General features: G+C 41.8%; 14 protein-coding genes. 8 read left to right on the top strand and 6 right to left on the bottom strand.

The window, feature by feature from the left end:
* Nucleotides 1–324: 324 nt before the first annotated feature.
* Nucleotides 325–1,776, bottom strand: coding sequence for an NAD-dependent succinate-semialdehyde dehydrogenase (locus DZ860_RS22990; RefSeq protein ID WP_120035591.1), 1,452 nt, complete (start codon nt 1,774–1,776; stop codon nt 325–327).
* A 154-nt stretch (nt 1,777–1,930) separates the two neighbouring features.
* Here DZ860_RS22990 and DZ860_RS22985 point away from each other — a divergent pair, with 154 nt between their 5' ends.
* Nucleotides 1,931–2,905 carry a LysR family transcriptional regulator gene (locus tag DZ860_RS22985; protein WP_120035589.1) on the top strand — a complete coding sequence of 325 codons (975 nt, stop codon included), beginning with the start codon at nt 1,931–1,933 and terminating at the stop codon, nt 2,903–2,905.
* 124 nt (nt 2,906–3,029) lie between these two features.
* Here the strand turns inward: DZ860_RS22985 and lhgD are convergent, their stop codons facing one another.
* Both lhgD and glaH read right to left on the bottom strand, forming a co-directional pair.
* The gene (gene lhgD / locus DZ860_RS22980) at nt 3,030–4,301 is read right to left on the bottom strand and encodes an L-2-hydroxyglutarate dehydrogenase (RefSeq protein ID WP_120035587.1); all 1,272 of its coding nucleotides are present in this window, start codon (nt 4,299–4,301) and stop codon (nt 3,030–3,032) included.
* 192 nt (nt 4,302–4,493) lie between these two features.
* Entirely contained in the window at nt 4,494–5,453 is a 960-nt protein-coding gene (gene glaH / locus DZ860_RS22975; protein WP_120035585.1) for a glutarate dioxygenase GlaH, read from the bottom strand.
* A gap of 262 nt (nt 5,454–5,715) precedes the next feature.
* Here glaH and DZ860_RS22970 point away from each other — a divergent pair, with 262 nt between their 5' ends.
* Complete coding sequence (locus DZ860_RS22970) at nt 5,716–6,603, top strand: LysR family transcriptional regulator (RefSeq protein ID WP_120035583.1); 888 nt, start codon at nt 5,716–5,718, stop codon at nt 6,601–6,603.
* A 315-nt stretch (nt 6,604–6,918) separates the two neighbouring features.
* Complete coding sequence (gene aptA / locus DZ860_RS22965; RefSeq protein WP_120035581.1) at nt 6,919–8,235, top strand: omega-aminotransferase AptA; 1,317 nt, start codon at nt 6,919–6,921, stop codon at nt 8,233–8,235.
* Nucleotides 8,236–8,398: 163 nt separating this feature from the next.
* On the opposite strand, the gene DZ860_RS22960 is transcribed toward aptA, so the two are convergent.
* Complete coding sequence (locus tag DZ860_RS22960; RefSeq protein WP_120035580.1) at nt 8,399–9,988, bottom strand: PTS transporter subunit EIIC; 1,590 nt, start codon at nt 9,986–9,988, stop codon at nt 8,399–8,401.
* A 175-nt stretch (nt 9,989–10,163) separates the two neighbouring features.
* Between DZ860_RS22960 and DZ860_RS22955 the strand changes: the two genes are divergently transcribed.
* The 3 genes from DZ860_RS22955 to DZ860_RS22945 all read left to right on the top strand — a co-directional run bounded on the left by DZ860_RS22955 (nt 10,164) and on the right by DZ860_RS22945 (nt 13,378).
* Entirely contained in the window at nt 10,164–10,862 is a 699-nt protein-coding gene (locus DZ860_RS22955) for a GntR family transcriptional regulator (RefSeq protein ID WP_120035578.1), read from the top strand.
* Between the two features lie 186 nt (nt 10,863–11,048).
* Nucleotides 11,049–12,383 carry a 6-phospho-alpha-glucosidase gene (locus DZ860_RS22950; protein ID WP_120035593.1) on the top strand — a complete coding sequence of 445 codons (1,335 nt, stop codon included), beginning with the start codon at nt 11,049–11,051 and terminating at the stop codon, nt 12,381–12,383.
* A 14-nt stretch (nt 12,384–12,397) separates the two neighbouring features.
* The gene (locus tag DZ860_RS22945) at nt 12,398–13,378 is read left to right on the top strand and encodes an aldo/keto reductase (protein WP_120035576.1); all 981 of its coding nucleotides are present in this window, start codon (nt 12,398–12,400) and stop codon (nt 13,376–13,378) included.
* Between the two features lie 121 nt (nt 13,379–13,499).
* Here the strand turns inward: DZ860_RS22945 and DZ860_RS22940 are convergent, their stop codons facing one another.
* Nucleotides 13,500–14,210, bottom strand: a complete 711-nt coding sequence (locus DZ860_RS22940; RefSeq protein ID WP_279386842.1) for a GntR family transcriptional regulator — start codon at nt 14,208–14,210, stop codon at nt 13,500–13,502.
* A gap of 211 nt (nt 14,211–14,421) precedes the next feature.
* Between DZ860_RS22940 and DZ860_RS22935 the strand changes: the two genes are divergently transcribed.
* Nucleotides 14,422–15,996, top strand: coding sequence for an alpha-glucoside-specific PTS transporter subunit IIBC (locus DZ860_RS22935; protein ID WP_120035572.1), 1,575 nt, complete (start codon nt 14,422–14,424; stop codon nt 15,994–15,996).
* 83 nt (nt 15,997–16,079) lie between these two features.
* On the top strand, nt 16,080–17,432 hold the full coding sequence (locus tag DZ860_RS22930) for a 6-phospho-alpha-glucosidase (protein WP_120035571.1): 1,353 nt from the start codon (nt 16,080–16,082) through the stop codon (nt 17,430–17,432).
* 93 nt (nt 17,433–17,525) lie between these two features.
* On the opposite strand, the gene DZ860_RS22925 is transcribed toward DZ860_RS22930, so the two are convergent.
* Nucleotides 17,526–18,035, bottom strand: coding sequence for a GNAT family N-acetyltransferase (locus DZ860_RS22925; RefSeq protein WP_120035569.1), 510 nt, complete (start codon nt 18,033–18,035; stop codon nt 17,526–17,528).
* Nucleotides 18,036–18,327: the final 292 nt, after the last annotated feature.

Raw genomic sequence — 18,327 nt, 5'->3', positions numbered from 1 at the left:
TGGGACCCCCTTTCAATTCTTAATTAACTCTTGCAGTTGCCAGACCACAAGACGTTTTTATCAAATTGAAAGGGGTTATATAACTGACTTATAGCTGTAAGCTTTACGGAACCCCCAGCCTAGCTGGGGGTTTTCTCTATACAAAAAAAGGCAATGCTCCGAACAGCATTGCCTTAACCATCATCTTGGAACGACCCTAGTACTTCGATGGGATGCAAAATGAAACTCAAAGAGCAAAGAATCTTACACTTCCAATACCTAAACGACTGAGTGTGATACGAAAGCGAAAGTTAAGCTTTGAACTCAATATTTAAACGTCAGTATTTAAACGTCAATGCCATGGCAAAGGTACTTAATTTCCATATAGTCATCGATACCATATTTTGAACCCTCACGACCACAACCAGACTCTTTCACCCCACCAAATGGGGCAACCTCGGTAGAAATAATCCCCTCATTAATGCCAATGATGCCGTAATCTAGTGCTTCGCTTACACGCCATACTCGGCTGTGATCTCGGGTATAGAAATACGCAGCAAGGCCATAAGGTGTATCATTGGCGCGACGTATCACATCCGCTTCATCATTAAATCGAAAAACGGTTGTCACAGGGCCAAATAGCTCTTGATGAGCAATATCCATGCTTTCTGACACGTTAGTTAAAATCGTAGGCTCATAGAACTGCTTACCTAACGCTGATACTTGTCCACCGAGGGCTAACTGAGCACCTTGTTCTAATGCTTGCTCAACTAATCCAGCGACTTTATCGACCGCTTTTTCATTGATCAATGGGCCAATATCCGTTCCATCCTCAAGTCCATCACCGATTTTTAAATCAGAGACAACTTGAGTAAAACGCGCCATGAACTCATCGTAAATAGCATCATGAATATACAAACGGTTAGTACAAACGCATGTCTGTCCTGCGTTGCGATATTTTGAAATCAGCGCACCTTGGACCGCTTTATCTAAATCCGCGTCATCAAACACAATAAATGGTGCATTACCGCCGAGCTCCATCGACACTTTTTTCACTGTATCTGCCGCTTGACGCAAAATCAGTTTTCCAACCGGAGTTGAACCAGTAAACGAGACTTTGCGCACCAATGGATGGCGACACAGCACATCACCAATTTCAGCCGGACGAGATGTCGTCACCACATTGATCACCCCTTTAGGAATGCCCGCTTGCTCAGCTAAGGCTGCCATGGCTAAGGCGCACAGTGGCGTATCTTCGCCAGGCTTAACCACGACAGTACAACCAGCAGCAAGTGCCGGCCCTACTTTGCGGGTAATCATTGCAATGGGGAAATTCCACGGAGTAATAGCGGTTACCACACCTACGGGTTGCTTGATGGTCATATAACGATTGTGCGGATTAGCGGCTGGGATGTGATCACCGTAAGCACGTTTGGCTTCTTCAGCAAACCACTCAATAAACGACGCCCCATACATGACTTCGCCATACGCTTCTTTATAAGGTTTACCTTGCTCTGTTGTCAGCAAAGTCGCTAATGTTTCTGCATTCTCGACAATCAAATCGAACCACTTACGCAGCAATTGCGCGCGAGATTTTGCCGTGGTTTTGCGCCAAGTTTGAAACGCCGTATCTGCCGCAATCACCGCCGCTTCTGCGTCTTCTTTTCCCATATCAGGAACGCGAGTGATCACTTCTCCATTCGCTGGGTTAACTATTTCAACTGTTTTACCTTGTTTTGCATCGACCCATAACCCATCGACATACGCTTTGGACAGTACTAAATCTACATTTTTCATAACTCGTCATCTGCTCCTAGAGAAACACAAGCCGCTTCAAAGAATCGTGATACAAAATCACTCATAATCTTGAATGTGCATAACAAAATAATAACAAACATTATAGGTGGATAAATATTCATCTATAAACATGAAGTTTTATAGGTCTAAAACAATGGCAAAGCATTCTTCACCAGTCGGTCAAATCGGGGACTACGAAATCAAGCAACTCAAGATTTTCAAAATCGTTGCAGATTGCGGAGGATTTTCGGCTGCGGAAACCGAGTTAAACATTAGTCGCTCAACCATCAGTATTCATATCTCTAACCTAGAATCGCGCTTAAACCTGACCCTGTGTCGACGTGGACGTTCTGGCTTTGCTCTTACTGAAGAGGGCATGGTTGTCTATGATGCAACCGTCAAACTATTAGGCGAGCTGGAAGACTTTCGTAATACTATTAATCACTTAGACTTTCAGTTGTCCGGAAGTTTAACCGTCTTATTCAGTGACACCATTAGCCTTGATCAGCGCGCTTGTATTCCGACCGTAGTGAGAAAGTTTACCAAGCTCGCCAGCGAAGTCTATTTAACTGCTGAAATTGCTCGAATGACGGAAATCGAAAGGATGGTCATGAGTGAAGAAGCCGATATTGGTTTTATCCCCTATCACCGCAGCTTAGATGGTTTAGAGTACGAGCATCTTTACACTGATATTTGCTATCTCTACGCCAGTAGTGACAACCCATTGGCAACGTTAAGTAACAAAGAATTGACCGATGAAGTGATCGATGGATTTCCCGTTGTTTACGCTGGGATGAAAACTCAAGAGCGCATCAACGGACATCTGAAGAATATGAATTTGAAAGCGACGGCTTACAGTTACGAATCACGGCTTTCGTTGTTATTGTCAGGGCGTTACATCGGTTTTCTTCCCGAGCAGTATGCCAAATATTATGTGGAGAATGGGGATCTGATTGCTATCGCTCCCAAACGTCGCTTCTATCACTTAGAAATTATGGCTATCACTAAGAAAACGGCCGCCATCAATAAGGTACGTTCATTATTTATTAAAACCATGCGCGACTATTACCACCAACAAAGTCAGTGGAGTGGCAAGACCCAACCCTCTATCGAACCGATATCAATATGATGTTTACCATTCTTTTAGCGTAAATCAATAACCAAAGAGCCCCTAATATTAGGAGCTCTTTACACAAGAAATATGAGTTTAAGTAAACATGAATTTAGATGAGCATAAGCATCTATAAAAATCCTTATGCGGCGCTTACCGGTGCCTCAGCGACATTTTTCACGCTGGACGAAACCACATCGACTTGCTGCTTTGCCGCAATCTTATCGCAAATATAACCACCGATAGGAATCGCTGATGTCGCCGCTGGCGAAGGGGCGTTACACACATGCAAACTTCTCGGACTTTCTGCAAATAAAAAATCATGCACGAGGGTGCCATCTTTCATGACCGCTTGTGCACGAATTCCTGCTGGATAAGGTTGCAAATCTTGCAACTCGATTTTAGGACAGTACTTATTGACCAACTTTAAGTAACCCGCTTTCCACCAAGAGTTTTTCGTTTCTATCAAACCAGTCTTTAGGTGTTTCGCCGTCACTTTCCAAAAACCGGGAAAACGCAACATGTCGGCAATGTCGGTCAAACTGATATTAATGCGACCATATCCCTCACGCTTCCAGCCTTGCACTGCGTTAGGACCAACCGTGACTGAACCATCAATCATACGAGTTAAATGGACACCAAGAAACGGTAAGTCAGGATCGGGAATAGGATAAATCAGGTGGTTTACGATTTGATTGTATTTTGCTGGCAAACGGTAGTATTCACCACGATACGGTACAATTTGAAAATCTGTCGGAATGCCCATCATGCGAGTGACACGATCGGCCATTAAGCCAGAACAAGCGACTAAAAAAAGACCTGAGAAAGAGACTGATTGCTGATCTTGAATCGCGCTCACCACGACTTGGTCGGCTGACTCTTCGATTGCCGTCACCTGTGTACCGAGCGATACTGTCCCACCTAATTGAGCAAACACTTGCGCCATTTTTTCAGTCACGAGTCGATAATTAACGATACTCGTGGTTGAAACAGCAATTGCACCCAGCCCAACAATATTTGGTTCGCGCTGCTTAAGCTCTTGCTCATTAAGTAGCTCAACGTCAATACCATTCTCACTGCAACGCTGATACAAAGCCTGCATACGAGTCACTTCAACCGCGTTCGTCGCCACCAGCAACTTACCGCAATTTTCCACCGGAATATCATGCTCAGCACAAAAAGCAGTCGTTGCTTCAACGCCTGCTTTACAAAATTCTGCTTTTAAACTGCCCGGAGCATAATAGACCCCAGCATGAATAACCCCACTGTTGTGGCCAGTTTGATGACGAGACAGTCCACTTTCTTTTTCTATCAATAAAATGGACTTATCTGGGTGCCTCAGTTGCAGTTGCCAAGCTGTCGAAACCCCAACAATCCCACCACCAATCACTATGTAATCGTATACTTTGTTCACTCGTTACTACTCCTTAACGATGCTAATGACTTCCTTTTCTTACTTATTGATGTGCTCTTTATGCGCCACACGATCCACTATTCACCACTCACTTACTTCAAAGAACAGCCGATCCACAATGGGCGCTAATTGCGCCCTAAAATGGTATTCGCTTGGCACGAACACATGTCAATGATGACAAAGCCTCTTAGTTTAACGAGTAAAGTGTCCGCGTTGACGCAACAACTCACGTTTTAACCCAGGGTTAGAGACAAATTTGTCGCGTCCATGTAACCAACAATGATTTTGAACCACCAACATTGAGCCCGTGTTGACTCTTACATTAAAGCAATTTTCTTCGCTTTCCAACGACTCACTCATCTGATGCAAATAGAGCCCTTGTTGCATGTTTTGTGGTTGAGCAAATTGGTCAATAAACAGCATGTGTGGTTTGCCATTTTTGTCTTCTTCAAAGAAGACAGGATGCTCAATAGAGTAACCAATATTCTTACTTGGTGGTGCTCCCCAAACGATGTTTTGCTTCGCCATTGGGTGATGATAGAAACGCTCAAGATCTTGCCAATCATCAAGGTGAAGCAATAAAGAGTCGCCCATTTCCATGTTCTTCTCATCCATTTTCATCATCAAGACAAAATCCGTACGCTCATTTACATAAGTGCCATCGTTGTGCAACTCCATACGACGATGAGCTTGACGCAAATAGCTGTCACTGTCGTCGTCATTCATCACAGTAAAGCGAGCGTAATACTTACCGTACATCGCATCAAAATTTGGAATACCGATTAAGTGAGAAACCGCTGTAGAGAGCTTAACGAAGAAGTCGCGTTGCTCGTCACTGTCTTGGTAACTTGCCACCGTCTCTTCATCTGCTTCCAGTAAAAATGCGCCCGTTTCACGATCTTCCATGGTACTAACTAAAAACTTACCTAGCTCATAATCACACGCTTTATCCAACGCATCTGCCACGGCATAGCGTAGAAAAGGCTTGTATTCAATCGCTTGAAGATCTTGTTCTTGGGTAAGCTCAATAAACGTGTCAATTGCCTTTTTAGAAAGTGTCACCACTTGTAGGCGTGCATTCTCTTCATGGCTGCGGAAAGTAAATCCACTGCGCTCGGTGACATTGTCGTTAAATACGGTTGCGATATTCATCGGTACACTTCCCTTTGTTCCTGTCTCACTCGGCTTGATTCAAACCATTGCGATTATGGTTGACGTTATTTGGACTCGTTTTCTGCTAAGCGACTAGCTTTGTCATTTAGAACGTTGTTTTCAAAATGTCCGCTTAAAGAAACACTTTAAAACGGCCAGTTCGCTTTGGATTAACAAAACTATAACGACAACGGGATATTATTAACAATATATGGTATTTATATTTTCCATATAAAAAATAGATGGGGAGTTCGAAACCGATATGGACATTAAACGACTGCACTATTTTTCCGAACTGGCACAGACTGGTAATTTCACCAAAACCGCTGACAAACTTGGCATTGCGCAATCAGCCCTGAGCATCAGTATTAAAAAGCTTGAGCAACAACTGGACCTTAACCTCATCAACCGTACTGAACGTAACATGACCCTCACCCCTGAGGGGCAAGTGTTGCTGCGACACGCCAATCGAATTTTGGAGGATGTCGCTCAAGCCAAAAAAGAACTACAGGAATTAAAGGGGCTCTCTAGCGGAATCATTAATGTTGGCGTTTCCGCTATGCTTGCTTCGTATTACTTACCTGATGCACTGGAGCAATTTAAAAAAGCGTATCCAGGAATCCAGATCAACATCCATGAAGCAGGCACCGCAACCTTAGAGAAATCACTGCTCGATGGGCAACTAGATTTAGCGCTTATCCGCAGTGACAGAGAGCATGAACAAATTCGTCATGTCGTGTTAGCGGAAGATCAAATCGTGGCGTGTGTCCATAAATCGCATCCATTTGCTCAGCGTGAAACCATCAGCTTACAAGAGTTTTGCCAGCAACCTTTGGTGTTGTTTCGTAATGGCTACTTTCTTCGAGAAACCATCAACAGCTACTGCCAACAGCAGAAAATTCAACCTGAGATCCACTTTGAAACCAACTTACCCGAGTTGCTCAAATCCATGGTGCGCCGACAAATTGGAATTGGAACGTGCTTGCCGATCATCGTACGCGACGATCCTGAATTGGTCGCTGTACCCTTTTCGCCTGCGATTCCACTGCAGCTCGGTATTGGTTGGAAATCAAGCCATTACTTGTCAACCGCCGCCAAAGCGTTTGTTGATTTTATGCTGGCAACACTAAAAGCCTCATCGCGAAAGTAAACAACAACGCTGTCACAGGCTGTCGTTTCAAACCCGCTATTTCAAATCCGGCTGTTTCAAGTCCGCTGTTTCAAATCCAATAGGCGCGCCTCCAAACTACTTGGAGCGACAGCTAGGCGACAAGTGAGCGAGACCCATGAGCATAGATTTACTATGTGATTGGGCGAGTGAATGTAGACAACAACGCTGTCGTTTCAAGTAGGCAGGAGGATAGTTTGATAGCCTTAAACCTTTATATTTAATCCCCATAATTTTTCTCTCTAGCAAAGTTCGCTAACATTTACGCAACATTAACAAACGCAGAGCTTGTCGAAGATGGAAAAAAAAGTCAGTTACGATGCCTTCTGGATGCCGTTTACCGCCAACCGCGATTTCAAAGCGAATCCACGTATTATCAACCGCGCTGAGGGCATGTATTGCTATTCAGATAAAAATGCTCAATTGCTTGATGCTACTGCGGGCCTTTGGTGTGTAAACGCTGGCCATGGTCGAGCTGAAATTGGTGAGGCGATGGCAAAACAGGTGGCTGAATTAGATTACAGCTCTCCGTTTAATTTTGGTCACGATATTGGCTTTGAATTTGCTGAACGCTTAGTGAAGTACACACCTGTGGGAATGGATAAGGTCTTCTTTACTAACTCTGGCTCTGAAGCGGTAGAAAGTGCCTTAAAAATTGCAATGGCGTACCAACAAGCCAAAGGCAATACGGGTAAGTTTAAGTTTATTGGTCGTGAACTCGGTTACCACGGCGTGAACTACGGTGGTATTTCTGTGGGAGGCCTTACTACCAACCGTACTGGTTTTGGTCCACTTTTACAGACTGATCACCTTGGCCATACACTCGATATCGAGCGCAATGCGTTTAGCCAAGGCTTGCCTGAGTTTGGTGTAGAGAAAGCTGAACAACTTGAGCAACTGATTCAGTTCCACGGAGCTGACAGCGTTGCGGCTGTGATTGTTGAGCCGATTTCAGGTGCAGGCGGTGTTATTCTTCCTCCAAAAGGTTACTTACGTCGTCTACGTGAAATCTGTGATAAGCACGATGTGGTACTGATTTTTGATGAAGTGATCACGGGTTGGGGTCGACTTGGCCATGCGTTTGCAGCAGAAGCTTTTGATGTGACGCCTGATCTTATTACTTCTGCGAAAGGGATCAGCAGCGGCGTGGTTCCGCTAGGCGCAGTATTTGCTAAAAATGAAATTTACCAAACCGTTGTTAACAATGCACCAGAGGGCGCTGTTGAGTTTTTCCACGGTTATACCTATTCAGGTCACCCTGTTGCTTGCGCAGCCGGACTCGCCACACTGGATATCTATGAGCGTGAGGGATTATTGCATCGAGCAAGTGGTGAAATCGGAGAGTATTTCCAACAAGGTTTGCACTCACTAAAAGGCATTCCATCTATTGTTGATATTCGTAACTATGGTTTGATTGGCGCGGTTCAGTTCGCACAGCCTGCTCACGGTAAACCGATTGGTTTTGATATTCTTAAGCAGTGTTATGACAAAGGCGTGATGGTTCGTAGCATGGGTAACACCATTGCACTTTCACCACCATTGATCATTGAGAAGCAACACATTGACGTGATTGTCGATACGCTATCTGCTGTTGCTAAGAAGCTTGAAATATAAATCTTTTTAGCATTATTAAAGTATTTGTTTTTCTCCCCCGAGGAAAACAGAGGCAGCCCCAACAGGCTGCCTCATTTCGTTATTTAGCTATATATAACCATATTTAGCTATTCTTTATCTCCATTATCTTCATTTCAATTATCTTTATTGAAATGATGCATGTTTAAGCCATCACTTGAAGCTGTTCATTCACTTCTTGGCGTACTGAAGCAACATGGCTACCAAAGATGATTTGGATGTTATGACCTTTATTCACGATGCCCATTGGGTTGGACTGTCGAATGATATCTTCATCTACCAACTCAGGATCACGGATCTCGACGCGCAAGCGGGTATAGCAGTTTTGTACGTCGACAATATTATCTTTACCACCCAATCCTTGAATAATGGCCGCTGAATTGTATTCACCAACCTGATTTTGAATCACAACCTCACCAACCGGACCTGCGGTTTTCTCTTTGTAGTCAGATTTCGAATGCAGTTTCATTTCAGCATCACCGCGACCTAAGGTTTTCAAATTGAGCTTAGTAATCAATAAGCGGAACACTGCGTAATAAACCGCGCATTGCACAAGACCTACAACAATATAAAGAGGCCAATCGGTCTTCTCTGTGCCTAACGGGACGTTGTACACAATAAAGTCAATCAAACCACCTTTACCGACCGCTACAATATCAAACACCGCAAGAATCGACATAAACACACCAGTTAAAATGGCATGAACAACGAAAAGAATTGGCGCGACGAATAAGAAAGAGAACTCAATAGGTTCAGTCACACCAACCAAAATCGAAGAGGCAATCGCTGGAAAGACAATGGCTTTTACTTGATTACGCTTGTGTTGATCCGCACAGTGATACATGGCTAAGCCCGCACCCGTTAGACCAAAGATCTTCACCAAGCTTCTCGAATCAAAAATGATAGAACTCGAAAGCCGTGCGGTTTCAGCATCACCGATTTCTGCTAAGAAGATATTCTCGACACCGCAGTAGCTTTGCCCTGCAATTTCTTGGCAGCCACCAAGGTCTGTAAAGTGCATTGGCACCCACAGCAAGTGATGCAAACCAGTAGGAATAAGAATACGCTCAAGGAAACCGTATACGCCAACGCCCATAGATCCCGCACCACGAATACTTTCGCCAAATTGGAAAATAACCTGTTGTACTGGAGGCCAAATATGAGTGAAAAGCAAACCAAGGCCGATGGTAATTGGAAGCATGATTATTAGTACCAAACGCGACTCACCATATAAAGAGAGCGCACCATTGAGTACTTTCTGGCTGTACTTATTGTGGAAGTAGGCATTTACAATGCCGAGCAGCATACCAACGAAAATACCGGTATCAACTACCTGTAAGCCCATAATAGTTGCTTGACCCGTACCGGCTAAATCACCCTCTATTAATAAGCCGTTAAACTTCATATAGGTGTTCATGGTGTAAAGGTAGACAAAGTACAAAATCATCGCGTTGAAGCCGGCGAGGTGTTTGTCTTTCTTAGCCAGACCAATGGAAATACCCACCGCAAAAATGATGTGTAGGTTAATCAAGACACTCAGTGTTGACCAGACCAATACCTCACCCATTCCTTTAAAAAATGGCGCATTGAGAAATGGCAACATATCGACAATGCCGGGGTTGGTCACCGCAGCGCCAATGGCAATAACAAAGCCCACAAGTGGCAGGACATAGATCGGGGCCAGCATGGCTCGGGATAAATCACTTAGATAAGTGGTTACAGCTTCCTTATTCATATCTTTTGTCTCTAAAAGTTATACAGGTAAGAGTATTTATTTTCTTCCGGCACTTTATTCTTTTATTATGTCATGACAACTTTGCGATACTTATTTTGTGATATATGACCTATCATAATTCAATATGTCATGTTATTTTATTTAAAGCATAACCAATTATTAATGGAACTCTCAGATGTTATATAAAAAGGTCTTGGATGATCTAAAAGAAAAAATAAACACAGGCGTCTATGACATCGGCAATGCCCTACCTACTGAAAAGCAATTGATTGAAGAGTACAACGTCAGCCGCATTACCATTCGTAAATCTGTCGATGAACTGGTTAAGTTAAACTTAGTGGAAAAGCGTCGTGGATCGGGCACTTATGTTTTGGGTAAACAGTATTCCCATGAACTAAAAGGTCTTGCTGGAACTACAGAGATTCTTGAGGGCTGCAATAAAACCGTACGCTACAAAGTCTTTCAATTCAGTATGGTTACTGATAATCCCTCTATTCGTAAAATGCTTGATATCCCTGAAACAGATGCGCTCTATTACATTAGACGTGTTAAGTATGTTGATGATATGCCTAGAATTGTCGAAGACAGTTATATGCCTGTTTCCCTATTCCCTGATCTCAACATCTCGACCTTGGAAAAATCTAAATTTGATTATGTTGAACGAGCAAAGGGCATGGTGATTGAGGGCAGTCGTCAAGAATTCACAGCAGTAGAACCCGATGAAGCCATCATGGCTGCGCTTGATATGGACAAAAGTCACCCAGTCATGAACCTGCGCTCTATATCCAATTTAAAGGATGGTCGCCGATTTGATTATACCGAAGCGTGGTTCCATCCAGATGCACATAAATTAGCAGTCTACCTTCCACGCTAATATTGGTATTAAATAATAACGATAAACATAACCTATATTAAAAATAATCCATTACAGATCACATATTCTATTTTGTACATTTGTTATGTGTCATCAAAAAAATATGATGAGACCAATTAAAGAAAAGGTCATGTTAAATATAACCTTTTAACAGTGCTTATTTATTGAAATGGATTGAGGATGGTTATGAACAAGCAATCACAAATTATTGCTATTGCTGGCGGCGGCTCTACTTATACTGCGGGTATCGTAAAGGCACTTCTAATGAAAGGGGAAGATTTCCCTATCTCAGAAATTCGCTTATATGACATCGACAAAGAACGTCAAGATAATGTAGCTGTTCTCGTCGACTACGTTGTTAAGACTCACGCTCCGCATGTCACTCTAACCATGACAACTGAGCCTGAAGTTGCATTCTCACACGCTGATTTCGTCTTCGCACAAATTCGTGTTGGTCAGTACAAAATGAGAGAATTTGATGAAAAAATTCCTCTACGCCACGGCTGTGTTGGGCAAGAAACGTGTGGTGCTGGCGGTTTAGCTTATGGTATGCGTACCATTTTCCCTATGATTGAGATCATCGACCATATGGAACGTTTCGCTAAGCCAACCTGTTGGATGCTTAACTACTCGAACCCAGCAGCAATTGTTGCTGATGCAGTAAACCGTCTGCGCCCGAATGCTCGCGTACTGAATATTTGTGATATGCCGGTTGCTATCGAACGTAACCTCTCCAACATTTTAGGCGTTAACCGTTATGAGTTAGACGTCGAATACTTTGGTTTGAATCACTATGGTTGGTTCACTTCAATCAAGGTTGATGGTGAAGAGAAAATTCCACAACTTCGTGAACATATTCAGAAATTCGGCATGCTGACCGAACTAGAAATCGAAAACGCGTGTCACTCAGAGCCATCTTGGATTAAAACATTTAAAAACACCAAGCCATTGGTGCAAATGTTCCCTGAATACATTCCAAATACGTACCTACAATACTATTTGATGGCAGACGAGATCGTGGAACAATCGGATCCAAATCGCACTCGAGCTAACGAGGTAATGGAAGGTCGTGAGAAGAAAATGTTCGAAGCGATTGAGCAAATCAAAGCATCTGATGGCAACGTTGAGGGAAAATTCCACGTAGGTGTACACGGCGAGTTCATTGCTGATGTCGCGATGTCGATGGCGTATGACCTACGTCAGAAATGGTTAGTCATTATTCCAAACAATGGCTTGATTAAAGGCTTACCAGACGATGCAATGGTTGAAGTTCCAGCCTTACTCGGCCGAGATAAAGTCTTCCCAATTCAAGTTGGTGAAGTGCCACATTTCTATCAAGGCATGCTACAACAACAACTTATGTCGGAAAAATGTCTTGTTGATGCGGCAATCGAAGGCTCTTACGAAAAAGCGCTGCAAGCATTTTCACTGAGTAAAACGATTCCTTCTGCTCGCGTAGCGAAGTTGATTCTTGATGAAATGATTGAAGCAAACAAAGGCTACTGGCCAGAGCTTAAATAACGGAATTTAGCACCATGAAACTAAAACAGATTAAAGATATGAATGCATCAGCAGTTGGCTTTGGCTGCTGGGCTATCGGTGGGACGTGGAATAACGTCACCGATCAAGAATCTATCCGTGCAATCAAAACCGCGATTGAAACGGGCATCAATTTCTTCGATGTCGCTCCAGTTTATGGCAAAGGCCACGCGGAAACCGTATTGGGACAGGCACTAAAAACCGAGAAACGCGAAGAGATCATCATCGCGACAAAATGTGGTTTACCTTGGTCACAAGACGAACGTAGAAAGACTCGTAAAGATCTGACCAAAGAGAGCATCTTCAAAGAGATTGATGATTCACTAATGCGCTTACAGACTGACTACATCGACTTATATCAAGTCCATTGGCCTGATCCAAATACCCCAATCAGCGAAACCGCAGATGCGCTGGCTGAACTTAAAAAACAGGGCAAGATCCGTCATGTGGGTGTTTCAAATTACTCATTAGATATGACGCGTGAAATGATGGCGGGTGTTGAAGTTGCAACGTTCCAAGGTTTGTATAACCTGCTTGAACAGAACCCTGAGCATTACCATAACATTCCGCTTCAATACCGTGCTCGTGATGAAGCGCTGCCGTTTTGTAAACAGCATGACATGAAGTACTTACCGTACTCACCACTGATGCAAGGCCTGTTAACGGGAACCTTGATGCGTAGCGGTAACTGGGATGAAAACGACGACCGTCGCAACAACCCAAAACTCAATGGTGATGCATTTGAACCTCATTTCAACTGTGTTGAAGAGCTAAAGGTATTAGCCAAAGAAGCCAATATTCCTTTAGCGCATCTTGCGATTCACTGGCTTGTTGCTCAAGAAGAAGTCGGCCCTGTTATCGCGGGTGCATACACGGTTGAACAAGTTCGTGACAATGCTGCATTCGTGCAGTCGGCTTCAAGCGTTGAGCTCCTAAAACGTGCCGAAGCTATTGTGGCAAAATGGAACCTCGCGTAACCGATTAGTCACTCAAAACAGCCCTCACACTTCCTCCTTTGTGTGAGGGCTGAATTTAATAGCCTTTTCCTATCAAATTATGAGCTTCTGAGCGACTCTCAAAAACAGCCCTCTACCTCTATTACCATGATTGTTCTCTGGAAAAATAATATCCAAGTTCATAAATTTGCGTATTCACTAAGATAAATGACACATCGAAAATCAGGCCATCTTCACTTTCGTTTATTGATGTGATTTGAATTAACGGGTCAGCTTTTTTTAAGTTAAAAATCTCCTGCTGCTCTTTATTAGGGATCATTGGTTTAAATATTTCTTTGCTACCTTTTATTTTAATATTTGTATGATTTTTTACATAGTCAAACTTAGATTTTTCTAAATGAGAAAGTGTAATGTCTGGGAATAGGCATGTTGGAAAGTAGCTTTCTTCTATTTGTATTGCTTGATTATTAAGCCTGCGTATTCTAGTGCAGAAATATATTCTTGAATTCTCTTTTACATTCAAGATTTTTGCTATTGACAAAGGTGCACTGATCAAAGAAAACTTTGTCACTTCACTCTCTAATTTCTGAGGCTTATTATTTTCACTCCGTGGGAATGACTGAGGATTATTAGATTGGTGTCTAAATTCCTTGTTCGTTATAAACGTCCCTTTACCATGAATTCTCTCAATCATTCCATAAGTTGTTAACACATTTAGTGCTTTCCTTATTGTCATTCTAGATACATTAAATTCTCGACAAAGTTCAGCTTCAGACGGTAAGCAGTCCCCTACTTCATAAGCAGGATTTCTGATCATTATTTCTATTTTCCTAACAATACTTTTGTAGATCACTTTTAGACATCCAATTTAAAGAGTGACAATTAAAACACAATATAAACAAATGGTTATAACAGACATGCACACATGTATAGATTCCATTGTGAATTTAGACAAGTTAATTATCTATCATCAGTGATCACTGTCACATAGAAAGGTTCGTCATGTGTATAAGAGTAATTATAACAATATAAGATGCGTTCAAATCAAATAACGGAAGTTTATTATGTTAGGAAAAATACAACGATTTGGCGGTGCTATGTTAACACCCGTATTATTGTTTCCTTTTGCTGCTGTAGTAATCGGAATAACAATAATGATGAAAAATCCATCTATTGTAGGCAGCATTGCTGACCCTGATGGATTTTTATGGAAAGTGATGAAATTACTCGAAGAGGGCGGTTGGACGATTTTCCGCAATATGCCTCTCCTATTTGCTGTTGGTTTACCAATTGGTTTAGCAAAAAAAGCAAATGCGCGTGCTTGTTTAGCTGTTTTATTCTCATATTTAACATTTAACTATTTTATCGGCGCCTATTTAACATTATGGCCGGAATTTTTCAATGTTGATTTCACAAAAGAACTCAGTCGTGGTGATGGGTTAACAATGATCGCAGGAATTAAAACATTAGATACGAGTATTATAGGTGCTATATTAGTATCTGCAATCGTGACAGCAATACATAATAGATATTACGATACAAAATTACCTGATTATATTGGGGTATTCCAAGGGGCATCGTTCGTCGTTATTATTTCTTACTTTGTTGTCCTTGTAATTGCATTCCTCACTTGTTTAATCTGGCCACAAATTCAGATTGGTATCAGTCATATGCAAGGCTTCATGATGAATTCAGGATCACTAGGAATCTGGGTTTATACATTCCTTGAACGCTTACTTATTCCGACAGGACTACATCACTTTATTTATGCCCCATTTGTCTTTGGACCAGCAATTGTCGAAGGTGGGATTCATGTAGCCTGGGCACAAAACTTGACGGATTTTTCAAATAGCACCACGCCTTTGATCGAGCTATTCCCTGCTGGCGGATTCTCATTATACGGTAACTCAAAAATATTCGGTTCACTAGGCATCGCTGCTGCGTTCTATGCGACAGCAAGACCAGAAAACAAGACAAAAGTCTTAGCTATTTTGATCCCTGCAACATTTACAGCAATGTTAGTCGGCGTAACAGAACCATTAGAGTTTACGTTCCTATTTATCGCACCTTATCTGTTTGTTGTGCATGCATTTTTAGCAGCAACTCTTGCAATGACGCTTTACAGTTTCGGAGTCATAGGAGATCTAACTGGAGGTATCATTCAAGCCTTAACTCTCAATTGGCTTCCTATGTGGGCTAACCATGCCTCAAACATGTGGCTGAATATAGGTATTGGATTCATGTTTACCGGTATTTATTTTGTTGTGTTTAAGGCTCTCATTCTTAAATTCAATATATTGACTCCAGGAAGAGATAAAGATTCTGACAATATTAAACTGCATACGAAAGAAGAATATAAAGAGTCGAAATCGAGTGTTAAGTCTGGTGGAGAGTTAAACAAGGGTGCACTGTTTATTGAAGCCCTTGGTGGTAAAGAGAACATTGAATCGTTAGCTAACTGTGCTACACGATTAAGAGTCAACGTAAAAGATCCATCACTAGTAATGCCAGTTGAGAACTTTAAAAGTATCGGTGCTCACGGTGTTATTAAAAGCGATCACTATATCCAAGTTATTGTCGGGTTATCGGCCCAGCATATAAAAGAAGATTGCGCTGGTTTCTTAGAAGCAACCGCTTAAATAACAAATATTGAATGTAAATGTGTCAATAATACCAATCGTATTATTGACATAAGAATAATAATTTATAAGTCGAGATTAAAATGAAAAAACATAATGTAATGATTGCTGGTGGCGGAAGTACGTTTACACCTGGTATTGTCTTAATGCTTGTCGAAAACATAGACAAGTTTCCGATTAAAAAATTAAAACTTTATGACAACGACGAAGAACGCCAGTATCCAATAGCGAAAGCTTGTGAAATCATGCTTAGAGAGAAAGCGCCTGAAATTGAGTTTTCTTATACTGTCGATCCAGAGGAAGCGTTTTCAGATATTGACTTCGTTATGGCACACATTCGAGTTGGCAAATATGAAATGCGTGAGCTTGATGAGAAAATCCCGCTAAAACATGGCGTCGTTGGGCAAGAAACATGTGGCCCTGGTGGCATCGCTTATGGGTTACGTTCAATTGGCCCGGTTATTGAAATGATTGATTATATGGAAAAGTATTCACCAAATGCATGGATGTTAAACTACTCTAATCCAGCATCGATTGTTGCCGAGGCTTGCCGTCGTATCAAACCTAACTCAAAAGTGATCAATATCTGTGATATGCCGATTGGTATCCATTCTCGAATTAAAGAGATCCTAGGCTTTAAGTCTGACAAAGATTTTGATGTGATGTACTACGGATTAAATCACTTTGGTTGGTGGAAAGAAATCCGTGATAAGGCTGGTAAGGACTTAATGCCACAAATTATCAATCATGTTAAAGAGTTCGGTTATATTGTTCCTGAGCTCTATGAAGAAAAGCCCAATGATAACCGTGAAACATGGCGCTTCCAAAATTCTTGGATGGACACAATGGTCAAAGCAAGAGATGTTCAAGCCTTAGATCCACAAACATTACCGAACACTTATCTTAAGTACTATTTATATCCAGACTACGAGGTTGAACACTCAAATCCTGACTACACTCGTGCCAATGAAGTGATGGATAGTCGAGAAAAAATGGTGTTCGAAACGGCTAATAAAATCATTGAAAAAAACAGTTTTGATGGCGCTGATTTTGAGACTTGTGGTCATGCCACTTTCATCGTTGATTTAGCACGAGCGATTGCATTTAATACTAAAGAACGAATGCTACTTATTGTTCAAAACAACGGCTCGATTAGCAATATTGATGATGACGTCATGGTAGAAATTCCATGTCTTGTTGGCCCAAATGGCCCTGAGCCATTGAATGTTGGCCCAATCCCAACATTCCAAAAAGGTTTAATTGTTCAACAAGCTAGTGTAGAAAAATTGGTTGTCGATGCATGGCAGGAACATTCATACATCAAAGCATGGCAGGCATTGTCACTATCACAAATAGTGCCAAGTGCAAAAAAAGCAAAAGATATTCTTGATGACCTAATTGAAGCGAACAAAGATTATTGGCCTCCATTGAATTAGGTTCACTGAACATGATTTTATTCTAAATAATGGTGGGGTGTGAATACGCACCCCACTATCAATATGTTAAATAAAGTCCCCCAATCATTAACGCTAAACTTCAAAAAATGCAGGGTGGTAAGTCACCTCACCGCTAGGAATATCGCTCTTTAGAGAGAGCGCTAAAAAGTATTCAGCTGGTACGCCATCAAGGGTCAAAGTTGGCTGGGCTTTAAATCCAAAGCGACCATAATATTCAGGCTCACCAAGTAACACGACTCCCTCTGCACCTAGGGCTTTTAATTGCGCTAACCCATCAAGAATCAAAGCACCACCAATCCCTTTGCTCTGATGCTCAGGCATCACTGAAACAGGTCCTAAACCATACCAATTTACAAACTTGCCATTAATATTCACTGGCGAAAACGCAATATGCCCGACTATTTCGGCTTCATCTTCCATCACAAGAGAAAGTGTTAAAGCACTCTCAGCACGAAGTTTATTAATGATCAAATGCTCGGTTGGTTTCGTGCCCGGTACATGATGAGGATGATTTTCAAATGCGCGATATGTCAGTTTTTCAATTTCTGTAATGTCTGAACCTGTTTCTGTTCTGATTTTCATTTTTAACCTTTATTCAAAGATGCAAACACTTGATAACCCTCTACCACAATTACGTATTGTGACCTGTTATCAACTTATGACGCACTATAAACCGTAAAGCATTAGACAGGTCAATAGCGACTAACATGTCCAATGCTGTAATCCTTAAAGTGCCTGTCCCTGAGGTATCCCCTCAAATATGAGAAAAATAGTAAAATAATTCATAAAGATAAGAACATTCATGATGTTTAGTGATCTCACTTTTATCACCACAATAAAATGAGTAAACACTATGAATGCAGACCAAATAATA

Origin of the sequence: Vibrio sinensis, from assembly GCF_003605645.1 — a bacterium.
In the GTDB taxonomy this organism is placed as follows: domain Bacteria; phylum Pseudomonadota; class Gammaproteobacteria; order Enterobacterales; family Vibrionaceae; genus Vibrio; species Vibrio sinensis.
The sequence above is the reverse complement of the archived record's forward strand: the minus strand, read 5'-3'. Positions and strand labels throughout refer to the sequence as shown.

Bases quoted from the DNA above. Each gene is read 5' to 3' on its own strand.
- DZ860_RS22990 (WP_120035591.1), bottom strand. From the start codon at position 1,776: ATGAAAAATGTAGATTTAGTACTGTCCAAAGCGTATGTCGATGGGTTA.
- DZ860_RS22985 (WP_120035589.1), top strand. From the start codon at position 1,931: ATGGCAAAGCATTCTTCACCAGTCGGTCAAATCGGGGACTACGAAATC.
- glaH (WP_120035585.1), bottom strand. From the start codon at position 5,453: ATGAATATCGCAACCGTATTTAACGACAATGTCACCGAGCGCAGTGGA.
- DZ860_RS22970 (WP_120035583.1), top strand. From the start codon at position 5,716: ATGGACATTAAACGACTGCACTATTTTTCCGAACTGGCACAGACTGGT.
- aptA (WP_120035581.1), top strand. From the start codon at position 6,919: ATGGAAAAAAAAGTCAGTTACGATGCCTTCTGGATGCCGTTTACCGCC.
- DZ860_RS22960 (WP_120035580.1), bottom strand. From the start codon at position 9,988: ATGAATAAGGAAGCTGTAACCACTTATCTAAGTGATTTATCCCGAGCC.
- DZ860_RS22955 (WP_120035578.1), top strand. From the start codon at position 10,164: ATGTTATATAAAAAGGTCTTGGATGATCTAAAAGAAAAAATAAACACA.
- DZ860_RS22950 (WP_120035593.1), top strand. From the start codon at position 11,049: ATGAACAAGCAATCACAAATTATTGCTATTGCTGGCGGCGGCTCTACT.
- DZ860_RS22945 (WP_120035576.1), top strand. From the start codon at position 12,398: ATGAAACTAAAACAGATTAAAGATATGAATGCATCAGCAGTTGGCTTT.
- DZ860_RS22935 (WP_120035572.1), top strand. From the start codon at position 14,422: ATGTTAGGAAAAATACAACGATTTGGCGGTGCTATGTTAACACCCGTA.
- DZ860_RS22930 (WP_120035571.1), top strand. From the start codon at position 16,080: ATGAAAAAACATAATGTAATGATTGCTGGTGGCGGAAGTACGTTTACA.
- DZ860_RS22925 (WP_120035569.1), bottom strand. From the start codon at position 18,035: ATGAAAATCAGAACAGAAACAGGTTCAGACATTACAGAAATTGAAAAA.